Source organism: Hamadaea flava (genome assembly GCF_024172085.1).
In the GTDB taxonomy this organism is placed as follows: domain Bacteria; phylum Actinomycetota; class Actinomycetes; order Mycobacteriales; family Micromonosporaceae; genus Hamadaea; species Hamadaea flava.
In genome coordinates this window covers 6,673,024-6,692,201 of the sequence record NZ_JAMZDZ010000001.1, presented here as the reverse complement: position 1 = coordinate 6,692,201, position 19,178 = coordinate 6,673,024, and the positions used below count along the sequence as shown (strand labels likewise).

Below are 19,178 nucleotides of genomic sequence, written 5' to 3'. Positions count from 1 at the left end.
CGGCCAGGTTAAACCCTCGCCCGGTCGCTTTCTCGGGCAAGGCACGGCACAATGCCCGGCATGCCTACGGAGAGCGAGGCCCAGGCGGCGCAGCGGCGTGCCCTGCTGGCACCGGTGGCGCGCCTGTGCCTGGAGGCGGGCGTACCGGTGCGGATGGGTCGCCTGGAGCACCCGGGTGAGGCGTCGGTGGTGGCGCTGACCTGCGCCGCGCCCGACGGGACCTGGGACGCCGCCCTCACGGTCGTCCGGGCGCGCCCGGTGCCGGATCAGTACCACGACTGGAACGGCCGCTGGGGCCGCGACGCCCGCGAGGGCTATGACCTGGGCTCCCCCGGCACTCTGGTCTTCGAACTCCAGATCACCGAGGAGGACGACGGAGCCGGGGAACGCTTGCGTGAGCCGCTAGAAGTGCGGACAGCCGGGCCCGCCCCGCGGCCGGTGGTCGTCTTCGAACTGCTCGACGGCGAGCGGGCGGCCGCCGACGCGCTGATCCTCTGGTGGCGCCGGCCCGCGCTCTTCCACACCACGCCGCCCGGCCCGCACGCCAAGGCGGCCCGCCGCCGCGAACGGGCCCAGGCGGATCGGCTCAAGACTCGGCAAGCCCCACCGGTACGCCTCATGGCGCTGCCGGAGGCGGCCGAGCCGATCGCCGCCCGGCTCGACGCGCGCGCCCTGTGCGCCAACTTCCCTCGCGCCCACGACGGCCGGTTCCACCGCTCGGCGGTCGTCGCGCTGACCCCGGTCGGCGGCACCCCGTCGCACCGACGAGGCCCCTGGTTGACCGCCCGGCGGGTGGGCGACGGGCTCACCGTCTCGGTCGACGAACTCATCGGTGGCAACCAGGAACACCGCTGGGATCTCACCCCGTGGCTGTGGAACCGGTCGTACGCCCGCACCAGCCGCCGGAATCGGTGGCAGGTGTCGCAGCCGGAGCGCGTACGCCCGGTCGTGGAGGCGCTCCGTGCCGGGGATGTGCGGCGTGCCCTGCAGATGACCGGCGTGACCGCCGACGAGCAGGTGACCCGGCTGCTCGCCGGGACGCCGACGCGCACCTTCCGAGCCGAGTACGCCGAACGCTGGGTCAACCGGCTCTACGAGCAGCTGGCCGACTCCGCGCCGTGGCGGTTCGCGAACGCGTACGAGGCGTGGCAGGCGGAGGCGGACCGGTCCCGGACGGACCGCCCGGTGACGCTGTTCGGGCTCAAGGGGCTCAACCAGGCCCGCAAGCCGAAGATCGCGCTGACCATGTCCGGCGACCAGCCGATGCTGTGCCTGGTGTTCACGGCCGGGAACCTGGTCCTCCCCCGATCGCTGTGGACGCTGCCCGCGGACTTCCCCGAGTAACGTTGCGCTCATGGCGATCTCCGTACGGCGCGGCCGTCCCGGCGAAGCCGCCGAGCTGAGCGAACTGGTGCTGCGGTCGAAGGCGTACTGGGGGTATGACCAGGCATTCCTGGACCTCTGCCGACCAGCGCTGACCCTGCGCGAGGACCAGGTCGAGGCGCACCGGACCCTGGTCGCCGAGCTGGACGGCAGGGTTGCCGGGATGGTGACGGTGACCGGCGAACCACCAGAGGGCGAGGTCGACCTGCTGTTCGTCGACCCGTGGGCGATCGGCCACGGCGTCGGCCGCGTCCTGCTCGACCGCGCGACGGCTGCTGCGGCCGAGGAGGGGTTCGGCTCGCTGCTGATCGAGGCCGATCCCCAGGCAGAGGCGTTCTACCTGCGGATGGGCGCGGTCCGGATCGGTGAACGGATCTCCTCGGCGACCGGACGCGCGCTGCCCTTGCTGCGCCTCGACAGATCTGCCCCGATACTGAGCCGATGACCTTCGGAGTACGCACGGCGCTGCGCGGCATCGGAACGACGATCTTCTCCGAGATGACGGCGCTGGCCCAGCGCACCGGCGCGGTCAACTTGGGGCAGGGGTTCCCCGACACCGACGGGCCGGCCGGGATGCTGGCGGCGGCCCAGGCGGCGATCGTGGGCGGGCTCAACCAGTACCCGCCGGTCGACGGGCTGCCCGCGCTGAAGGAGGCCATCGTCCAGGCCCGGCTGGCCCGCTACGGACTGGCGTACGACCCGGCCACCGAGGTCGTGACGACCGCCGGTGCGACCGAGGCCGTCGCGGCGGCGCTGCTCGCGCTGTGCGAACCCGGCGACGAGGTGGTGCTGTTCGAGCCCTACTACGACAGCTACCTGGCCAACGTCGCCATGGCCGGGGCGACGCATCGGGCCGTGCCGCTGCGCCCGACGGATGACGGTTTCGCCTTCGACCCCGATGACCTACGCCGTGCGGTCACTGGGCGTACCAGAATGATCGTCTTGAACAGCCCGCACAACCCGACGGGCAAGGTGTTCTCGCGCGCGGAGCTGGAGCTGATCGCGCAGGTCTGCGTGGAGCGCGACCTGATCGCGGTGACCGACGAGGTGTACGAATACCTGACGTACGACGGCCTGGAGCATGTGCCGCTGGCCGGATTGCCGGGCATGCGCGAGCGGACCGTGACCATCTCCTCGGCGGGCAAGACGTTCAGCTGCACCGGCTGGAAGATCGGCTGGGCGCTGGGCCCGGCGGAGCTGGTCGGCGCGGTACGCAAGGCGAAACAGTTCATGACCTTCGCCAGCGGCACCCCGTTCCAGGCGGCGGTGGCCCACGCCCTGACGCACGAGCTGGACTGGGTCGCCGAGCTGACCAAGAGCCTCCAGGAACGGCGCGACCTGCTGCGGTCCGGGCTGACCGCCGCCGGGGTACGCACCTATCCGGCGCAGGGGACCTACTTCCTGCAGGCCGACGCCGCCTCGTGGGGGTACGCCGACGGCGCCGCGCTCTGCCGGGACCTCGCGGAGCAGGGCGGCGTGGTGGCGATCCCGACGCAGGTGTTCTACGACGACCCGGCGAGCGGGCAGGGCCTCGTGCGATTCGCCTTCTGCAAGCGGCCGGAAGTCTTGTCCGACGCCGTCTCGCGCCTGTCGACGTTCCGGCCTTCGGAGACGTTCCGCCCTTCGGAAGGGAAATAAGCGATGCGAGTAGCCGTCTGCCAGCTCAACGCCCGGGCCGACCGTGCGGCCAACCTGAAGTTCGCCGCCGAACTGCTGGAGCGCGCGGCCGCCGGTGGCGCCGATCTGGCCGTGCTGCCCGAGTACACCGACTACCTCGGCCCGGCCGCCGGACTGCCGCGGCCGGAACCCGTCGACGGGGAGTACGCCCAGCACTTCGCTGATCTCGCGCAGCGCCTCAACCTGTGGGTGCTGGCCGGATCGTTCCACGAGACCGGCCCGGACCCCGAGCACACGTACAACACGTCGCTGCTGTTCGACCGGTCCGGTGCGCTCGCGGCGGCGTACCGGAAGATCCACCTCTACGACGTGGAGATCCCCGGTCGAGTGTCCTATCAGGAATCCGCAGCGGTGGCGGCCGGCGGCCAGACGGTCGTCGTCCCGGTCGAAGGCGTACGCGTCGGCCTGTCCATCTGCTACGACCTGCGCTTCCCCGAGCTGTACCGGCGGCTGGCCGCCGAAGGCGAAGCCCAGGTGCTGCTGGTCCCGGCGGCGTTCATGGCACACACCGGCCGCGACCACTGGGAAGTGCTGCTGCGGGCGCGCGCCATCGAGAACCAGTGCTACGTCGTGGCCGCCGGGCAGATCGGCGACCACGATCCCGGGCGCACTTGCTACGGGCGCAGCATGGTGGTGGACCCGTGGGGAACCGTGGTCGCCCAGGCTCCCGACGTCGTCGGGGTGACCTTCGCCGACCTCGACCTCGACCGGCTGGCCGCGATCCGGCAGGAACTGCCGAGCCTCGCCAACCGCCGCCTCTAACCCGCCGCCTCCGGCTAGAGGGTGCCGTCGGTGAGTTGCCGGCGGATCTCCCGCTTGAGCACTTTGAGGCTCGGCCCCATCGGCAGCTCGCTCGCGAGCCGTACCCGGCGGGGGTACTTGTGCTTGCCGAGCTGCTCCCGGGACCACGCGAGCAGGTCTTCCTCGGTGACCGCCACGTCGGGCGCGGCGACCACGACCGCCACGACCTCCTCGCCCAGCGCGTCGTCCGGTACGCCGACCACGGCGACCTGAGCGACGGCGGGATGCCGGGCCAGCACCTCTTCGACCTCGCGGGGGTAGACGTTGAACCCGCCCCGGATGATCAGGTCCTTCTTCCGGTCGACCACGCGGATGAAGCCTTCTTCGTCCTTCGTGCCGAGGTCGCCGCTGCGGAGCCAGCCGTCGACCACGGCCCGTTCGGTCTCCTCGGGTTTGCCGAGGTAGCCCGCGAACACGTTGTGCCCGCGGATCACGATCTCGCCCAGTTCACCGGTGGGCAGCAGCTCGATCCGCTCGTCGACCTCGGCGCGGGCGATCTCCACCTCGACGCCCCAGATCGGGTGGCCGATCGTGCCTGGGCGCGTACCGAAGTGGGGCTGGTTCGTCGTCGCCGTCGGGGAGGTCTCGCTCAGTCCGTATCCCTCGTAGATGGTGGTCTGGAAGACCTCCGTGAACTTCTCCAGCACCGCTACCGGCAGCGAAGCGCCGCCGGACACGGTGATCCGCAACTCCGGCAGGCGCTCGCGACCGGCCGCCGCCTCCAGCAGCCCGATGTACATCGTCGGTACGCCGTGGAACACCGTCACGTCCTCGGCCAGCATCAGGTCGATCGCCGCCGCGCCGCTGAACCGGGCCAGCAGGACGAGGGTCGCGCCGAGCCGGAAGGTGCCGTTCATGCCGACGGTCTGCCCGTACGTGTGGAACAGGGGCAGGCAGCCGAGAACCACGTCGGTGGGCCGGGCGTCGTTGGCGTCGAACACGTTGACCGTCGCGTTCATCACCAGGTTGAGGTGCGTGAGCAGGGCGCCCTTGGGCGATCCGGTGGTGCCGCTGGTGTAGAAGACGACCGCGACGTCCTCGGCCTGCCGCGAGACGAAAGTGGGCAGCGGCTCCGTCGCCAGCTCCTCGAGCCGCCGCGGCGCGTCCTGGTTCGCCGAGGGGGATCCGACCGTCACCACGGGCACACCCGCCGCCCAGGCGGCCTCGGCCGCGACGCCGAGCAACGCCGTGTGGCAGATGAGCAGGTCGGCGCCGCTGTCGCGCAACACGTACGCGATCTCCTGGGCGTTCAACAGCAGGTGCACGGGGACGACCACGGCACCGGCCGCGAGCACTCCGTAGTACGCGCGCGGGAAGTCCACTGTGTTCGGTACGGCGACGGCGACGGTCTTGTCCGGGCCGATGCCGAGATCGCGCAGCGCGGCGGCGTACGTGAGCGCCTCCCGCCACAGCTGGGAGTAGGTGACCCGGTGCGGGCCGTCGACGACGGCGACCTTGTCTGGATAGCGGCGGGAAGCCTCGGCGAGGACGCTCGCCAATGAGAGGGACGTCATGGGATGGGCCTTTCCGATCAGAACGCGCTGACCCCGGTCAGCGCCCGGCCGATGATGAGGTGCTGGATCTGGCTGGTGCCTTCGTAGAGGGTGGTGACCCGGGCGTCGCGCAGGTACTTGGCGACCGGGTATTCGTCGATGTAGCCGTACCCGCCGAAGACCTGCAAGGCGTTGTTGGCGGCCCGGACTGCGGCCTCGCTGGCGAACAGCTTCGCGGCCGACGCCTCGGTCTCGAACGGCTCGCCGCGGTCGATCAGGTCGGCGACTCGCCACACGAGCAGCCGGGCCGCGTCGGCGTCGATCGAGATCTGCGCGAGCAACTGCTGGATGAGCTGGTGTCCGGCGATCGGGCGGCCGAACTGCTGCCGGTCGCGGGCGTACGCGACGGCCGCCTCCAGGCAGCCCCGGGCGATGCCGACGCACCCGGCCCCCAACGACATCCGGCCCTTGGCCAGGGCCGCCATCGCGATCGCGAAGCCCTTGCCCTCGTCGCCCAACCGGGCGGCGTCGGGGACGCGTACGCCGTCGAAGGTCAGTTCGGCGGTGGCCTGGCCGCGAAGGCCGAGCTTGCCGTGGATCTCCCGGCGGGCGAACCCGGGCAGGCCCGTCTCGACGAGGAACGCCGTGATGCCCTTGCGGCCGGGTTCGCCGGTCCGGGCGAAGACCAGTGCGACGTCGGCCCAGGTGCCGTTGGTGATGAAGGTCTTGCCGCCGGTCAACACCCAGTCGCCGCCGTCGCGGACGGCCCGGGTGCTCAGCGCGCCGGCGTCGGAGCCGGTGTCCGGTTCGGTCAGGCCGAAGCAGCCGATGGCCTCGCCGGAGCAGAGCCGGGGCAGCCACTGCGCCTTCTGCTCGGCCGTCCCGTACGCGTCGACGGTCTTGGCGACGAGGCCCAGCGACACGGAGACGATCCCCCGCACGGACGAGTCCCCCCGTCCCAGCTCCTCCATCACCAGGCAGTACGCCAGATGGTCGCCGCCGGAGCCGCCGTGCTCCTCGCCGACGGTCAGCCCCAGGAAGCCGAGTTCGCCCAGTTCGCCGACGATGGCGAGGTCGACGGCCTCGCGCCGATCCCAGTCGCGCACGTTCGGGATGATCTCGCGGTCGACGAAGCGGGCGGCGAGGTCCCGGAGATCGACGTGGTCCGCGGTGAGCCGGAAGTCCATGGCGATAAACTAGCGCTGTAAGTTTTCTGCCGTCCAGACCCCGGCCCGATACAGTTCAGCCAACGGATCACGGGAGGACGTCCATGGCCAGGCCCCGCACGGCTCTGCTGAGCCGCGAACGCATCGTGGCCGCCGCGCTGGCGCTCGTCGACGCGGAGGGGCTCGACGCGCTCTCCACCCGCCGCCTCGCGACCGAGCTGGGCGTACGCGGTCCGTCGCTGTACAACCACTTCCCCACCAAGGACGAGATCCTCGACGCGGCTGCGGACGCCGTGATCGAGCAGGTCGACACGTCCTTCTTCGGGCGGTACGACTGGCGGGTCGCCCTGCGGCTGTGGGGCCGCTCGTATCGGGACGCCCTGGCCGCCCACCCGAACATCGTCCCGTTCCTCGCCCAGGGTCCGGGCCGGCGGCCGGCGGCCCTGGCCATGGCCGACGCGGTCTACGGCGGCCTCGTCGACGCGGGCTGGCCGCACGCGCGGGCGACCCACATCGGCGCGCTCATGCGCTATCTCGTCGCCGGCTCCGCGCTGGGCTCGTTCGCCCGGGGCTTCGTCGAGGACCCGGAGTTCTACGACGGCCGATACCCGCACCTGAGCCAGGCGCACCTGCTCGCCGAGCACCAGAAGAGCGTCGACGAGGGCGCCTTCGCGCTGGGGCTCGACGCGTTGCTCACCGGCCTGAGCGCGGAGTACGAGCGGATCATCGGCCCGCTCCCGCCCCTGTCCACCTACCCCTGACCCGCTCATCCGGCCCCATCGCATTCCCTGCGGATCACGGTTACGCAGGCCATCTCGGCTGCCGGAAGCATGCGTAACCGTGATCCGCACCTGACGAGCGCAAGGGGTTGCCGGGTGGAAACCGCGCCGCTACGGTAAAACTTCCACTGATAGTTAAGAGGGGCGACATGGCGCGCGCGGACTTCACTCCGGCCGATCGTGGCGAGCTGTACATCGGCGGGCGGTGGCGACCCGCTCAAGGCGGCGGGTCCATCGCCGTCGAGGATCCGTTCACCGAGCGGGTCGTCGCGCACGTCCCCGCGGGTACGCCCGCCGACGTGGACGAAGCGGTCGCAGCGGCCAGGAACGCGTTCGGGCCGTGGGCCGCGCTGTCCCCACAACAGCGCTCGGACTACCTGCGAAGGCTGCACGACAGCCTGGCCAAGCGTGCGGACGAGATCGCCACCACCGTGACCGGCGAACTGGGTACGCCGATCAAGGTGTCCGCCCGGGTGCAGACCGGCCTGCCGCTGACCGTCCTGGACGGGTACGTGCGAATGGCCGCGACCCCGGAGCCGGAGGTGGAGGTCGGGAACTCCCTGATCCTGCGCGAACCCGTCGGCGTCGTCGGCGCGATCACTCCGTGGAACTATCCGCTCCATCAGGTCATGGCCAAGGTGGCCGCCGCCCTCGCCGCCGGGTGCACCGTCGTGCTCAAGCCCAGCGAGCTGACTCCGCTGGTGGCGTACCTGTTGTTCGACGCGGTGCACGAGGCCGGGCTGCCGCCGGGCGTGGCCAACCTCGTCCCGGGCACCGGATCGGAGGTGGGCGCGGCGATCGCCGGTCACTCCGATGTGGACATGGTGTCGTTCACCGGCTCGACCGCGACCGGCCGCCGGATCAGTCACCTGGCCGCCGACCGGATCGCCAAGGTCTCCCTGGAACTGGGCGGCAAGTCCGCCAACGTGATCCTCGACGACGCCGAGCTGGGGCGCGCGGTGAAGGTCGGGGTGGCCAACGCCTTCCTCAACGCCGGTCAGACGTGCACGGCGTGGACTCGGATGCTCGTCCCGGCCACCCGGTACGCCGAAGCGCTCGACCTGGCCGCGCAGGCGGCGACGGCGTACGCGATGGGCGATCCGTTCGAGGAGACGACCCGGCTCGGTCCGCTGGCCAGCGCGGCGCAGCGGCAACGAGTCCACGGCTTCCTCCGGCAAGGCCGCGAGGAGGGTGCGACCGCGATAACGCCGGAGGGCGTACCGGATCGGGGGTATTTCGTGGCGCCGACCGTGCTCGCCGACGTCGATCCGAAGTCGACGGTCGCGCAGGAGGAGATCTTCGGCCCCGTGCTCGCCGTGATCCCGTTCGGCGACGACGACGAGGCGGTCGCCATCGCCAACGACTCACGCTACGGCCTGGCCGGTGCGGTGTGGTCAAGTGACCCCGACCGGGCACTGGCGGTCGCGCGGCGAATGCGTACCGGTGCGGTCGACGTCAACGGCGCCTCGTTCAACCCGCTGGCCCCGTTCGGCGGCTACAAGCAGTCCGGCCTCGGCCGCGAACTCGGCGCCTTCGGCCTGGAGGAGTTCCAGCAGGTCAAGGCCGTGCAGCGATGACCCGGGCCGTCGTCTTCCGCGACCAGATCACGGTCGAGGAGATCACCCTGCCCGAGGTCGGTCCCGGCCTGGCCCGGGTCCGCGTCACCGCGGCCGGCGTCTGCCACACCGACCTCTCGATGATCAACGGCACGCTCGCCCCGACCTTCCCGCTGGTCCTCGGGCACGAAGCGGCCGGGGTGGTCGAGGAGGTCGGCCCCGGCGTCACCCGGGCCAAGCCCGGCGATCACGTCGTGCTCAACTGGTCGCCCGCCTGCCGCACCTGCTGGTACTGCACCCACGGCGAGCCGTGGATCTGCGAGACCTCCGGCATCCCGTCCTTCCCGGGCGGCTTCGCGGGCGACGGCACCCCGCTCAACCTCACGCTCGGTCTCGGGTCCTTCGCCGAGCAGGTGGTGGTACGCGAAGAGGCGCTGATCGGCGTACCGGAAGGGGTGCCGGCGGAGCAGGCGGCGTTGCTGGGGTGCGCCGCGTTGACCGGGGTCGGCGCGGTCCAGAACACGGCCGGAGTGCGGGCCGGCGATTCGGTGGTGGTGCTGGGGCTGGGCGGCGTCGGCTTGTCCGTCGTCCTCGCCGCGCGAGCGGCCGGGGCCGATCCGGTGATCGCCGTCGACCTCACCGAGGCCAAGCGCTCGCTCGCGCTGGCGGCCGGGGCCACCGACTTCCTGCTGAGCGACGACGCGTTGATCAAGGCGATCCGCGTACGCACCGGCGGCCGGGGCGCGGACCACGCCTTCGAGTGCGTCGGCCGGTCCGCGAGCATCACCGCGGCCTGGAAGAGCACCCGCCGAGGTGGCCGGGTGACCGTGGTGGGCATCGGCAAGCGCGACGACGTCGTCGGACTGTCCGCATTGGACATCTTCCACTCGGCCCGGACGCTGCGGTCGTCCGTCTACGGCTCAGCCGATCCCGATCGGGACCTGCCGGGCCTGGCCGCCGCGGTACTGGCCGGCGAGCTGGATCTCCGGCCGCTGATCAGCCATCGGATCGGCCTCGACGAGGTCCCCACCGCGCTGGAGCGGCTGGGCCGGGGCGAGGGCGCGCGCTCGGTAGTGCTGTTCTAACGCAGGCTGTTGGTGATCGCCGCGGCGAGCAGAGCCGACACCGTCCGGGCCAGTACGCCCCGGGCGGCGTCGAGGTCGAGGCCCAGCTCGTCGCGCAGCATCGACCAGGAGGCCCAGGTGCTCGCCACGACCAGGGCCTGGAGGAGCTGGCCGTCACCGGGTCCGGCCAAGGCCAGCTCGGTCGCGAAGACCTCCTCGATCTCGGCCCGGACCAGCGCGATGGCCTTGACCCGGTTCTCCTTCAGCTGAGCGGAGAACGGTTCGCGCAACGCTGCCGCCCGCGCACACGGCGCGAGCATCTCCAGCATCCGCGCCCGCTGCTCGCAGTACGCCTCGATCCGCTGCGGCAGCGGCAGCCCCGATTCGATGGGCCGATGCGCGGCCGCCTGCCGTTCGGCGAGCTTCTCCCCGGACGCGGCGAACAACGCCTCCATGTCCTTGAAGTTCGTCCACAGCGCCCGGAGCGAGATCCCGGCCCGCTCGGCGATCCGCTCGCCGGTCGGGCGAAGGTCGCCCGTGCCGATCAAGGCCAAGTGGGCGTCCACGATCGCGGCCCGGGTCCGCTCGGCCCGCAGCGTCCGGCCGTCGACCCGGCCGGTGGTGGTCCCGACGCCGGTCATCCGTGCAGTCTAGATCGGGCGGCGCCGGGACCCAGGGCACTGCCCGGATCCCGGCGAGCGAACCCGTCAGGCGGTGGGTACGCCGTTGGCGGGCGGGGTGGCGGGCGTTCCGGCGTACTCCTTCACCGGGGCGTCGGCCTCGTCGGTCTCATAGGTGGGACCGAAGAACTGCTGCACTCCACCGGACACCTTCACCATGCGCTCACCGCCGTAGCCGGAGTGGTCTCCCTTGGCGTACCGGAGCGGGGCGAGGCCAGGACCCTGGTAGCCGCCCTTCTCGACCGCGGCGAGCAGCGACTCCCGGCTGAGGTCCTTCCCAGCGGCCTGGAGCACCTGCACGAACAGGTACGCCACCGACATGCCGTAGATGACGTTGCCGTCGAACTCGGCGCCGCCGCCGAAGTCCTTGTTGACCTTCTGGAACAGCTGGATCCAGGGGTCGTTCGCGTCGAACATCAGCGGCAGGTAGTTCGCGCCGAGCAGCCCTTCGGTCAGGCCCTTGGCCTCGCCGAGCAGCTTGGCCAGGGTGGGCAGGTCGCCGCCGACGTTGGAGACGACGAACTGCGGCTTGTAGGACAGCCGCGCGGCGGTGCCGAGGGCGAGCGCGGTGAAGCCGGGCACCGTGGCCAGGATGACCACCTGGCAGCCGGCCGTCTTGAACGCGCCGATCTGCGGGGCGACGTTGGTGTTGGTGACCACGTAGGTCTCCTTGGCGGTGACGCCGTCCTTGCCCAGCACCTTCTCCACGCCGGCCAGGCTGTCCGTGCCGAAGTCGTCGCTCTGCCCGAGGAAGCACGTCTTCTGCCCGGCGAAGTTGCTCTTCACGTAGTTCGCGAGGATCTTGCCCTCGACGGTGTAGTCGGGGTTGAAGCCGAACGTGCCCGGATACTTGTCGGGCTGGTCCCAGCTGCGGCTGCCGGAGGCCACGAACAGGTCCGGCACGCGGTTGGTCTTCAGGAAGTCGAGCACGCCCGAGTGGGTCGGCGTGCCGAGTCCGTTGAGGATCGCGAACACCTTGTCCTGCAAGACGAGCTGCCGCACGACCTGCTGGGTGTTGGCCGGGTTGTAGCCGTCGTCCATGACCTTGTAGGTGATCTTGCGGCCGTTCACCCCGCCGTTGGCGTTGACGAAGTCGAAGTACGCCTTGCTCGCCGGCGCGATCTTCGAGTAGCCCGCCGACGCGGGCCCGGTCAGCGGCATGTGCGTACCGACGACGATTTCGGTGTCGGTCACACCGGGAACCGCCGCTTTGCCCCCGCCGCCCTGGTCGTCGGAGCTGCACGCGACGGTGGCGGCGAACAGCGAGACGCATACGGCGAGAGCGAGACCGCGCTGTGCTATGCGATGCATGAGGCACCGACCTTTCATCTTCGAAGGGGACTTTTCGAGGGACCGGCTACGGCAGGAGCCGGCGGACGACGCCCTGAACACCGCCGGGCGCGGCGATCATGACGACGATCAAGGTCAGGCCGAACACGGCCAGCGGCAGGTTGCCCTCCAGCCGCTGCGCGGCGGCCGGACTGAGCGTGAGGCTCGCGACGATCGTGTGGGTGAGGTCGGGCAGCACCACGAGCAGCAACGCTCCCCAGACCGCGCCTGCGAGCCGGCCGAGGCCGCCGACCACCACCGCCATGAGCAGGAACAGCGACAAGGTCAGCGAGTACGCCCCCGGTGACACGCTCTGGGTGAGGACCGCGAGGAGCCCGCCGCCGAGACCGGCGCATCCCGCGCTCACCACGAACGCGAGCACCTGCGTACGCGCGACGTCGATCCCGGCCAGCCGGGCGGCCGCCTCGTCGTCCCGGACGGCCCGCAGCGAGCGGCCGAATCGGCTGCGGAGCAGGTTCGCCAGCAGCAGCATGACGAGCAGCGCTCCGGCCAGGGCCAGCCAGGACTGCCAGCGTTCCAGCGGGAAGTCGTAGCCGAGTCCGGCCGGCGGCGGGTCGAGGTAGACGCTCAGGCCCTGGTCGCTGTGGAAGACCCCAGCCCACACCGTGGTGACAGCGGGCAGCGCGACGGCGACGGCCAGCGTCACGCCGGCCAGGTAAGGTCCCCGCAACCGGGCGGCCGCCAGCCCCACGATCAGGCCCCCGACGAGCGCGGCCAGCACGCCCAGCGCCAACGACAGCACCAGTACGCCGTTTCCGGTGAGCCCGGCGTCGGCGAGGCGGTTCTGGCTCAGCGCGACGGCGTACGCCCCGACGGCCATCACCGCACCGTGCCCGAGCGACAACTGCCCGCTCAGTCCGACCAGGACGGTCAGCCCGGCGGTGGCGCACAGGTACGCCGCCGCCGTGGCGAGCTGGTAGTTCCGGAACGGCGGCAGCGCGTAGGTGACCGCGAGGAGCGCGGCCGCCGCGATCGCCGTCCACATCAGATGACGGACCAGTGTGGTCATACGGCCCTCGTTCGGACGCCGGCGAACAGCCCGCCGGGACGGATCAGGAGCACGGCCAGCAAAAGGGCGAGCGTCGCGATCGGCGTGACGTCGCTGCCCAGGTATCCGGCGGCGTAGGACAGGACGAGCCCGACGGCCAGGCCGCCGACGACCGCGCCGATCGGGCTGTCCAGGCCGCCCACGACCGCGGCCGTGAACGACGAGACGAAGACCATGTCCATGGTGTTCGGGTGCAGGCCGAGTTCGGTCGGGACGACGAGCATCCCGGCGAGCGCGCCGACCGCGGCGGCCAGCGCCCAGCCGAAGGTGAGCAGCCCGGCCACGTTGACGCCGAGCAGCCGCGAGACCTCCGGGGCGAACGCCGCCGAGCGCATCCGCAGGCCGGTCGACGTCCGCGTGAACAGCAGCGCCAGCAGCACGACCAGGAGCAGCACCGCGCCGAGGACGAACAGGTCGTACCGCGAGAGCAGGGCGACCCCGCCGACGGTGATGCCCGTCCGGCTGAACGGGGTCTCGACCGGCCGGAACTCGTTGCCGTAGAGCGCGCCGAGGACCGCCTGCAACAGCAGGACCAGCCCGAGCGCCACGATCACCGAGTTCAGCGGGGAGGTGTGCGGCACGAACCGCATCACGACGCGCTCGATCCCGGCCCCCAGGACCAGTCCGGAAGCGAGCGCGGCCGCGAAGCCCAGCCAGTACGACCCGGTCGCCTGGGTCACGCTGTAGGCGGCGTACACGGTGGCGACCGCCATCGCACCCTGGGCGAAGTTGACGATCCGGGCGGCGCGCCAGATCAGCACCACCGCCAGCGCGAACGCCGCGTAGACCGCGCCCTTGGCGAGGCCGTCGACGGTCAGGAACAGAAAACGATCCATGTCAGAACCCCAAGTACGCGTGCCGCAGCCCGGCGTCGTCGCGCAGCTGAGCGGCGTCGGCCGCGGCGACGACCCGGCCGAGGGACAGGACGACCCCCTGGTCGGCGACGGACAAGGCGCTGCGGACGTTCTGCTCGACGAGGAGCACGGCCAGCCCGGTCTCGTCGCAGAGCCGCCGGAGCAGCGCCATGATCTGAGCGGTGATCCGGGGCGCCAGGCCGAGCGACGGCTCGTCCAGGAGCAGCAGCCGGGGGCGGGCGACCAGGGCCCGACCGAGGGCCAGCATCTGCCGTTCGCCGCCGGACAGCTGGTGCCCGGCGTGCCGGCGACGCGCCGCCAAGGCCGGGAACAGCTCGTAGACCTCGTCCTGGGCCAGCCGGGCGTCGCGGCGGTCGGCCTGCCATACGCCGCCGAGCCGCAGATTCTCCTCGACCGTCAGCTCGGCCACGACGCCCCGGCCCTCGGGGACGTGGGCGAGACCGAGGCGTACCACCCGTTCCACCGGGACTCCGGCGAGCGAGCCTCCGTCGAACCGGATGGTCCCGCCGATCGGGCGCAGCAGGCCGGACAGCGTACGCAGCAGCGTCGTCTTGCCCGCGCCGTTGGCACCGAGCACCGTCACGATCGTCGCGGGCGGTACGGTCAGGTCGACCTCGTGCAGCACCGGCGCGGCGCCGTAGCCGACGACGAGACCCGCCACCTGAAGCAGCGTCATGCGGTCCTGCCTTCCAGCGTCGGACCCAGGTACGCCTCGGCCACTGCGGGGTCGTCGCGGACCGTCTCGGGCGGGCCGACGGCGATGAGGCGGCCGAAGTCGAGCACGGCGACCTCGTCGCAGACCGACATCACGAAGTCCATGTGGTGTTCGACGAGCATCACCGAGTGGCCGCCGTCGTCCCGGCCGGGCAGGGTCACGACCAGCTCCGCCAGTTCGGCGATGTCCTCCGCGCCGAGGCCGCCCGCTGGTTCGTCGAGCAGCAGCAGGCGGGGGCGGGCCGCGAGCGCGCGGGCGAGGGCGACCTTCTTGCGTACCGGATAGGGCAGGGCGGCGGGCTCCGCCTGGGCGTGCTCGGCGATGCCGAACTGCGTCAGCAGCGCCATGGCCTCGTCGCGCAGCCGCCGCTCGTCCCGGTCGCTGCGGGGCAGCCCCAACAGCGCGCTGGTGAAACCTGATCGCGCCGTATGCGTGGCGCCCGCCATCACGTTCTCCACGACGGACAGTCCGGCGAACAGGCCGACGCCCTGCAGGGTGCGCCCGATGCCGAGCGCGGCCAGCCGGTGCGGACGCGGCCGCAGCGTACGCCCGCCGAACCGCAGTTCGCCGCGGGTGGGCCGGACGAACCCGCAGATCACGTTGAACAACGTGGTCTTGCCCGCCCCGTTGGGCCCGATCACGCCGACGACCTTGCCGGGCGGCACGGTCAGCCGGACGTCCTCCAGGGCGGTCAACCCGCCGAACTGGACGGTGACGCCGTCGAGCGTGAGGCCGTGCGGATCCTCGTCCATCGTCACCGTCCCTTCGCCGGGTTACCGGCAAGTATTTACACTCGGAGTGTACGTTTCTCGGCCGCCACGTCAATAGGCTCAGCAAGCGGTCAAGCGGGCGGCAGATCGACCAGCTCGGCCAGGCGCGCCCGGTGCACGTCGGCCGCCCCGTACGCCAAGGCCGCCGAACGGGCGCGCTTGAGGTAGAGGTGCGCCGGGTGTTCCCAGGTCATCCCGATCCCGCCGTGCAGCTGTACGCACGCCTCCGCCGCCTCGACGGCGACCCCGGAGCAGTGCGCCTGAGCCAACGCCGCGGCGACCTCCACCTCCGACTTCTCCGCGACGGCCGAGGCGGCGTACCGGGCGACCGCCCGCGCCTGCGTCACCGCGACCCACACGTCGGCCAGTCGATGCTTGACCGCCTGGAACGACCCGATCGGCCGGCCGAACTGGTACCTGCCGCGGGCGTGCTCGACCGTCGTGTCCAAGCACCACTCCGCCACGCCGACCTGCTCGCTGGCCAGCAGGGCCGCCCCCGCGAGCAGCGCGTCCCGGACCGCCGTCTCGGCGTCGGCCCCTTCGGCCAGCAGCCGTCCGGGTGTGCCGTCGAAGCTCAGGTCGCACAGCCGGCGGGTCTCGTCCAACGACGTGCACTGCTCTCGGCGTACCCGTCGAGCTTCGACGGCGAACAGTCCGGCACCCGCCGGGACCAGCAGGATCTCCGCGGTGATCGCGTCCGCCACGGCCCGGACCGAGCCGGTGAGCCGGTCCCCCGCCGCCGTGACGGTGGGCGACCAGGCACCGGACGGCGGGCCGGCGAACGGCACCGCCAGCGCGACCGGGCGCTCTCCTGCGGCGAGACCGGCGAGGAGGTCCGGCTCGCCGCAGGAGAGCAGCGCCGTGCCCGCAACCACGGCGCAGCCCAGATAGGGCACGGGTGCGACGGCCCGGCCCAGTTCTTCGAGGACCACGGCGGCCTCCCGCGGACTCGCGCCCGCGCCGCCCAGCTCCTCCGGGACGAGCAGCCCAGCCAGGCCCATGTCGGCGAGGCGGCGCCAGAGGTCGACGTCCACCGGGTCGGCGCGCTCGATCCGAGCGGGCGGATCGCTGTGCTGCCGCAGCATCGCGCGCAGCTCGGCACGCAGTGCACTTTCCACTTCGGAATAGAGCAGCCCGGTCATCGCGGCAGCTCCCGCCACGCGACGGCCAGATCGGCGCGGGGTTCGGCGGGCAGCCCGAGCACCCGCTCACCGATGATCGTGCGCAGAATCTCCGAGGTGCCGCCCTCGATCGACGAGCCGCGCGCGCGGAGATATCGATGCGTCGCGGTGCGGAGCGGGAACTCCGGCTGCGGCCCACGATCCTGCCGCCACTCGTCGTGCCGCAGCGCGGCCTCCGCGAGCAACTCCAGCTCCAGGCCGGTGATCTCCTGCAGGAGGCCGGCGAAGGCCAGCTTGACCGCCGAGCCCTCCGGCCCCGGCTCGCCCACCGCGAGCTGCTGTCGCAGCCGCAGCCCGGTGAGCCGCACCGCCTCCGCGCGGACCCAGGCCCGCAGGACCGCGTCGTGCAGGCCGGGGCGGCGCAGCTCCGGCCGGTCGCGCCAGGTCCGCGCGAGCAGCCCGATCGCACCACCCTCCCGCGGCAGCGCGTCGCCGCCGATGCTCACCCTTTCATTCATCAGAGTGGTACGCGCAACGCTCCAGCCGTCGCCGACTTCGCCGAGCCGAGCCGCGTCCGGGAGCCGGACCTCGTCGAGGAACACCTCGTTGAACTCGGCCTCCCCGGTGAGCTGCCGCAGCGGGCGGACGGTCACGCCGGGCGCGCGCATGTCGCAGACGAAGAACGTAATGCCTTGATGTTTCGGCAGGTCAGGATCGGTACGCGCGAGCAGGATGCCCCAACGCGCGTAGTGGGCCTGGGACGTCCACACCTTCTGTCCCGTGATCACCCAGCCATTGGCGTCCTTACTCGCCGCGCAGGCGAGTCCGGCGAGATCCGAGCCCGCCCCGGGCTCGCTGAAAAGTTGGCACCAGACCTCCTCGCCCGTCCAGAGCGGCCGGAGGTAGCGCTCCCGTTGCTCGGCCGTGCCGTGTTTGAGCAGCGTCGGCGCGGCCATGCCGAGGCCGACCGCGATCCGGCGCGGCTCGTTGTCCGGCGTACCGGCGGCGGCGAACGCCTCGTCCGCGACGGGTTGCAGAGCCCGGGACGCCCCGAGACCGCCCAGCCCGGCCGGGTAGTGCAGCCACGCGAGACCGGCGTCGAACCGGGCGCGGAGGAACTCCGTCTTCTCGGTGGGCAGGTCCCCCCGGGCGAGGAAGGCTTCGACCAGCGCACGCGCCTCGTCCGCTGTGGTGGGGGGTGAACCCATCGCGACTCCCGCTCACTAGATGCATTGAGAGTGCAAATATATCCTTCGTCGGTCGCCCGGTCGAGAGCGTCACCCAGTCGGCCATGTCGAGGTTGGATGTTGCACGAGTGGAACTGCGGTGTCAGTCTCAGTTCCATCAGCTCTCTGTGGCGGTGAAATGCACAGTCCGTACCTGGCGGAGCCGGGGACCGAGCACAAGCAACGGGCGGGCGAGATAGCCCGCGCGCACGAGGCGTTTCTGTCCGGAGCCGCCCCGGACCAGCTCGACGTGCGACCCGTGGTGGCTCAGTCCTGGCAACGGTCGCAGCGGGCCCGCGTCGACCCTGAGACGCCGCCGCCGATCGTGCTCACCGACGACGAGCTGGCCGCGTACCGGGAGGATCATCTGCTCTCGGCCGTCCTGCCGGTGCTGCGTGAACTCGTCGGGCGGGTGGCCGAGGCCGACCGCCACCTGATGTCCATCGCCGACGCCCAGGGCCGGCTGCTCTGGGTCGACGGGCACAAGACCGTCCGCGACACCGGGGAACGCATCCACTTCGTCGAGGGCGCGATCTGGGACGAGCGGTTCGCCGGGACGAACGCGCCCGGCACCGCGCTGGCGCTGGACGAAGCGGTGCAGATCTTCGCGACCGAGCACTACAGCGTGCCGGTGCACCCGTGGACCTGCGCCGCCGCGCCGATCCACGATCCGGCCACCGGCGAGATCATCGGCATGATCGACGTCACCGGCGGCAGCGTCGTCGCCCATCCGCACAGCCTGGCCCTGGTCAAGGCGGCGGCTCGGGCTGCCGAGGCGGAGCTGTCCTGGCGACGCGCCCCGGAGAACGGCCTGTGGCTGCCCGAACAACGCACGGTCGCCCGGCTGTCGGCGCTGAATCGGTCCGAGGGCGTCCTCCTCCTCGACGGACGGCGCGTACGCCTCAGCCCGCGGCACACCGAGATCCTCGTCCTGCTGCGGGAGAACCCCGAGGGGATGACCGGCGACCAGCTCGCCGACGCGCTCTACGAGGACTTCGCCAATCCGGCGACCCTGCGCGTGGAGATCAACCGGCTGCGGCGGGCCGTCGGCGACCTCGTCCAGTCCCGGCCCTATCGCCTGGCCGAAGGACTCGACGCGGACTACGCCGACGTACGGGACGCGCTGGAACGCGGCGAGCCCGCGGCCGCGGTGGCGGCGTACGCCGGGCCGCTGCTGCCCATGTCGGAAGCGCGGGGCGTCGCCGAACTCCGCGACCTGCTCGACGCGCGGGTCCGGTGCGCGGTGCTGTCCACTGACGACCCGGCGATCCTGGAAGCCTGGGCCACCAAACACGGGAACGACGACTTGGAGATCTGGGAACGGCTGGCCGCGTCCCGGCGGGCCGACCTGGCTCAGCAGGCTCTCGCCAAGACCCAGGTACGCCGTCTCCGCGCCGAGTACGGGCTGCCCCCGAACGGTGCAACCTTCCTGCAACGTCCTCGTCGGTAGCCTGCGTCAACGGTGGACTCCGCC

Annotated in this window: 18 protein-coding genes; 8 read left to right on the top strand and 10 right to left on the bottom strand. The window is 71.8% G+C overall.

The genetic code is table 11. The features are described 5' to 3' along the window. The first annotated feature begins 60 nt into the window (after positions 1-60). The 4 genes from HDA40_RS31435 to HDA40_RS31420 are packed head-to-tail and all read left to right on the top strand — an operon-like array spanning position 61 to position 3,822. Positions 61-1,344 (top strand): hypothetical protein, encoded by a 1,284-nt coding sequence (locus tag HDA40_RS31435; RefSeq protein ID WP_253761424.1) that lies wholly within the window; start codon positions 61-63, stop codon positions 1,342-1,344. 10 nt (positions 1,345-1,354) lie between these two features. Next, complete coding sequence (locus tag HDA40_RS31430) at positions 1,355-1,828, top strand: GNAT family N-acetyltransferase (protein WP_253761423.1); 474 nt, start codon at positions 1,355-1,357, stop codon at positions 1,826-1,828. Beyond that, positions 1,825-3,021, top strand: coding sequence for a pyridoxal phosphate-dependent aminotransferase (locus tag HDA40_RS31425; RefSeq protein WP_253761422.1), 1,197 nt, complete (start codon positions 1,825-1,827; stop codon positions 3,019-3,021). The genes HDA40_RS31430 and HDA40_RS31425 overlap by 4 nt, the downstream gene beginning before the upstream one ends. Positions 3,022-3,024: 3 nt before the next feature. Then, complete coding sequence (locus HDA40_RS31420; protein ID WP_253761421.1) at positions 3,025-3,822, top strand: carbon-nitrogen hydrolase family protein; 798 nt, start codon at positions 3,025-3,027, stop codon at positions 3,820-3,822. A gap of 14 nt (positions 3,823-3,836) precedes the next feature. Here the strand turns inward: HDA40_RS31420 and HDA40_RS31415 are convergent, their stop codons facing one another. Together HDA40_RS31415 and HDA40_RS31410 are read right to left on the bottom strand one after the other, a co-directional pair. Then, complete coding sequence (locus HDA40_RS31415; RefSeq protein ID WP_253761420.1) at positions 3,837-5,375, bottom strand: long-chain-fatty-acid--CoA ligase; 1,539 nt, start codon at positions 5,373-5,375, stop codon at positions 3,837-3,839. A 17-nt stretch (positions 5,376-5,392) separates the two neighbouring features. After that, positions 5,393-6,541, bottom strand: a complete 1,149-nt coding sequence (locus HDA40_RS31410) for an acyl-CoA dehydrogenase family protein (RefSeq protein ID WP_253761419.1) — start codon at positions 6,539-6,541, stop codon at positions 5,393-5,395. Positions 6,542-6,624: 83 nt separating this feature from the next. On the opposite strand from HDA40_RS31410, the gene HDA40_RS31405 reads away from it, so the two are divergent. From HDA40_RS31405 to HDA40_RS31395, 3 genes are all read left to right on the top strand, one after another. Then, positions 6,625-7,281, top strand: coding sequence for a TetR/AcrR family transcriptional regulator (locus HDA40_RS31405; protein ID WP_253761418.1), 657 nt, complete (start codon positions 6,625-6,627; stop codon positions 7,279-7,281). 167 nt (positions 7,282-7,448) lie between these two features. Further along, positions 7,449-8,876 carry an aldehyde dehydrogenase family protein gene (locus HDA40_RS31400; RefSeq protein ID WP_253761417.1) on the top strand — a complete coding sequence of 476 codons (1,428 nt, stop codon included), beginning with the start codon at positions 7,449-7,451 and terminating at the stop codon, positions 8,874-8,876. Next, on the top strand, positions 8,873-9,940 hold the full coding sequence (locus tag HDA40_RS31395; protein ID WP_253761416.1) for an alcohol dehydrogenase catalytic domain-containing protein: 1,068 nt from the start codon (positions 8,873-8,875) through the stop codon (positions 9,938-9,940). The genes HDA40_RS31400 and HDA40_RS31395 overlap by 4 nt, the downstream gene beginning before the upstream one ends. Here HDA40_RS31395 and HDA40_RS31390 read toward each other — a convergent pair. From HDA40_RS31390 to HDA40_RS31355, 8 genes are all read right to left on the bottom strand, one after another. After that, positions 9,937-10,560 (bottom strand): TetR/AcrR family transcriptional regulator, encoded by a 624-nt coding sequence (locus HDA40_RS31390; protein WP_253761415.1) that lies wholly within the window; start codon positions 10,558-10,560, stop codon positions 9,937-9,939. The two genes, HDA40_RS31395 and HDA40_RS31390, sit on opposite strands and share 4 nt — an antisense overlap. Before the next feature lie 66 nt (positions 10,561-10,626). Then, entirely contained in the window at positions 10,627-11,910 is a 1,284-nt protein-coding gene (locus HDA40_RS31385) for an ABC transporter substrate-binding protein (RefSeq protein WP_253761414.1), read from the bottom strand. A 46-nt stretch (positions 11,911-11,956) separates the two neighbouring features. Then, the gene (locus HDA40_RS31380) at positions 11,957-12,958 is read right to left on the bottom strand and encodes a branched-chain amino acid ABC transporter permease (RefSeq protein WP_253761413.1); all 1,002 of its coding nucleotides are present in this window, start codon (positions 12,956-12,958) and stop codon (positions 11,957-11,959) included. After that, positions 12,955-13,833 (bottom strand): branched-chain amino acid ABC transporter permease, encoded by an 879-nt coding sequence (locus HDA40_RS31375; protein WP_253761412.1) that lies wholly within the window; start codon positions 13,831-13,833, stop codon positions 12,955-12,957. The genes HDA40_RS31380 and HDA40_RS31375 overlap by 4 nt, the downstream gene beginning before the upstream one ends. Position 13,834: 1 nt before the next feature. Continuing rightward, entirely contained in the window at positions 13,835-14,548 is a 714-nt protein-coding gene (locus HDA40_RS31370) for an ABC transporter ATP-binding protein (protein WP_253761411.1), read from the bottom strand. Further along, a complete protein-coding gene (locus tag HDA40_RS31365) occupies positions 14,545-15,339 on the bottom strand; it encodes an ABC transporter ATP-binding protein (RefSeq protein WP_253761410.1) in 795 nt (264 codons plus the stop codon). Before HDA40_RS31365 ends, HDA40_RS31370 begins: the two co-directional genes overlap by 4 nt. A gap of 89 nt (positions 15,340-15,428) precedes the next feature. After that, positions 15,429-16,499, bottom strand: a complete 1,071-nt coding sequence (locus HDA40_RS31360; RefSeq protein ID WP_253761409.1) for an acyl-CoA dehydrogenase family protein — start codon at positions 16,497-16,499, stop codon at positions 15,429-15,431. Next, a complete protein-coding gene (locus HDA40_RS31355; RefSeq protein WP_253761408.1) occupies positions 16,496-17,686 on the bottom strand; it encodes an acyl-CoA dehydrogenase family protein in 1,191 nt (396 codons plus the stop codon). The genes HDA40_RS31360 and HDA40_RS31355 overlap by 4 nt, the downstream gene beginning before the upstream one ends. Before the next feature lie 157 nt (positions 17,687-17,843). Here HDA40_RS31355 and HDA40_RS31350 point away from each other — a divergent pair, with 157 nt between their 5' ends. Next, a complete protein-coding gene (locus HDA40_RS31350) occupies positions 17,844-19,154 on the top strand; it encodes a GAF domain-containing protein (RefSeq protein WP_253761407.1) in 1,311 nt (436 codons plus the stop codon). The last annotated feature ends 24 nt before the right edge of the window (positions 19,155-19,178 follow it).

Excerpts from the sequence above, each read along its gene's own strand:
- HDA40_RS31425 (WP_253761422.1), top strand. The coding sequence starts at position 1,825 with ATGACCTTCGGAGTACGCACGGCGCTGCGCGGCATCGGAACGACGATC.
- HDA40_RS31370 (WP_253761411.1), bottom strand. The coding sequence starts at position 14,548 with ATGACGCTGCTTCAGGTGGCGGGTCTCGTCGTCGGCTACGGCGCCGCG.
- HDA40_RS31395 (WP_253761416.1), top strand. The coding sequence starts at position 8,873 with ATGACCCGGGCCGTCGTCTTCCGCGACCAGATCACGGTCGAGGAGATC.
- HDA40_RS31365 (WP_253761410.1), bottom strand. The coding sequence starts at position 15,339 with ATGGACGAGGATCCGCACGGCCTCACGCTCGACGGCGTCACCGTCCAG.
- HDA40_RS31360 (WP_253761409.1), bottom strand. The coding sequence starts at position 16,499 with ATGACCGGGCTGCTCTATTCCGAAGTGGAAAGTGCACTGCGTGCCGAG.
- HDA40_RS31355 (WP_253761408.1), bottom strand. The coding sequence starts at position 17,686 with ATGGGTTCACCCCCCACCACAGCGGACGAGGCGCGTGCGCTGGTCGAA.
- HDA40_RS31430 (WP_253761423.1), top strand. The coding sequence starts at position 1,355 with ATGGCGATCTCCGTACGGCGCGGCCGTCCCGGCGAAGCCGCCGAGCTG.
- HDA40_RS31400 (WP_253761417.1), top strand. The coding sequence starts at position 7,449 with ATGGCGCGCGCGGACTTCACTCCGGCCGATCGTGGCGAGCTGTACATC.
- HDA40_RS31380 (WP_253761413.1), bottom strand. The coding sequence starts at position 12,958 with ATGACCACACTGGTCCGTCATCTGATGTGGACGGCGATCGCGGCGGCC.
- HDA40_RS31420 (WP_253761421.1), top strand. The coding sequence starts at position 3,025 with ATGCGAGTAGCCGTCTGCCAGCTCAACGCCCGGGCCGACCGTGCGGCC.
- HDA40_RS31435 (WP_253761424.1), top strand. The coding sequence starts at position 61 with ATGCCTACGGAGAGCGAGGCCCAGGCGGCGCAGCGGCGTGCCCTGCTG.
- HDA40_RS31375 (WP_253761412.1), bottom strand. The coding sequence starts at position 13,833 with ATGGATCGTTTTCTGTTCCTGACCGTCGACGGCCTCGCCAAGGGCGCG.
- HDA40_RS31390 (WP_253761415.1), bottom strand. The coding sequence starts at position 10,560 with ATGACCGGCGTCGGGACCACCACCGGCCGGGTCGACGGCCGGACGCTG.
- HDA40_RS31405 (WP_253761418.1), top strand. The coding sequence starts at position 6,625 with ATGGCCAGGCCCCGCACGGCTCTGCTGAGCCGCGAACGCATCGTGGCC.
- HDA40_RS31410 (WP_253761419.1), bottom strand. The coding sequence starts at position 6,541 with ATGGACTTCCGGCTCACCGCGGACCACGTCGATCTCCGGGACCTCGCC.
- HDA40_RS31385 (WP_253761414.1), bottom strand. The coding sequence starts at position 11,910 with ATGCATCGCATAGCACAGCGCGGTCTCGCTCTCGCCGTATGCGTCTCG.
- HDA40_RS31415 (WP_253761420.1), bottom strand. The coding sequence starts at position 5,375 with ATGACGTCCCTCTCATTGGCGAGCGTCCTCGCCGAGGCTTCCCGCCGC.
- HDA40_RS31350 (WP_253761407.1), top strand. The coding sequence starts at position 17,844 with ATGCACAGTCCGTACCTGGCGGAGCCGGGGACCGAGCACAAGCAACGG.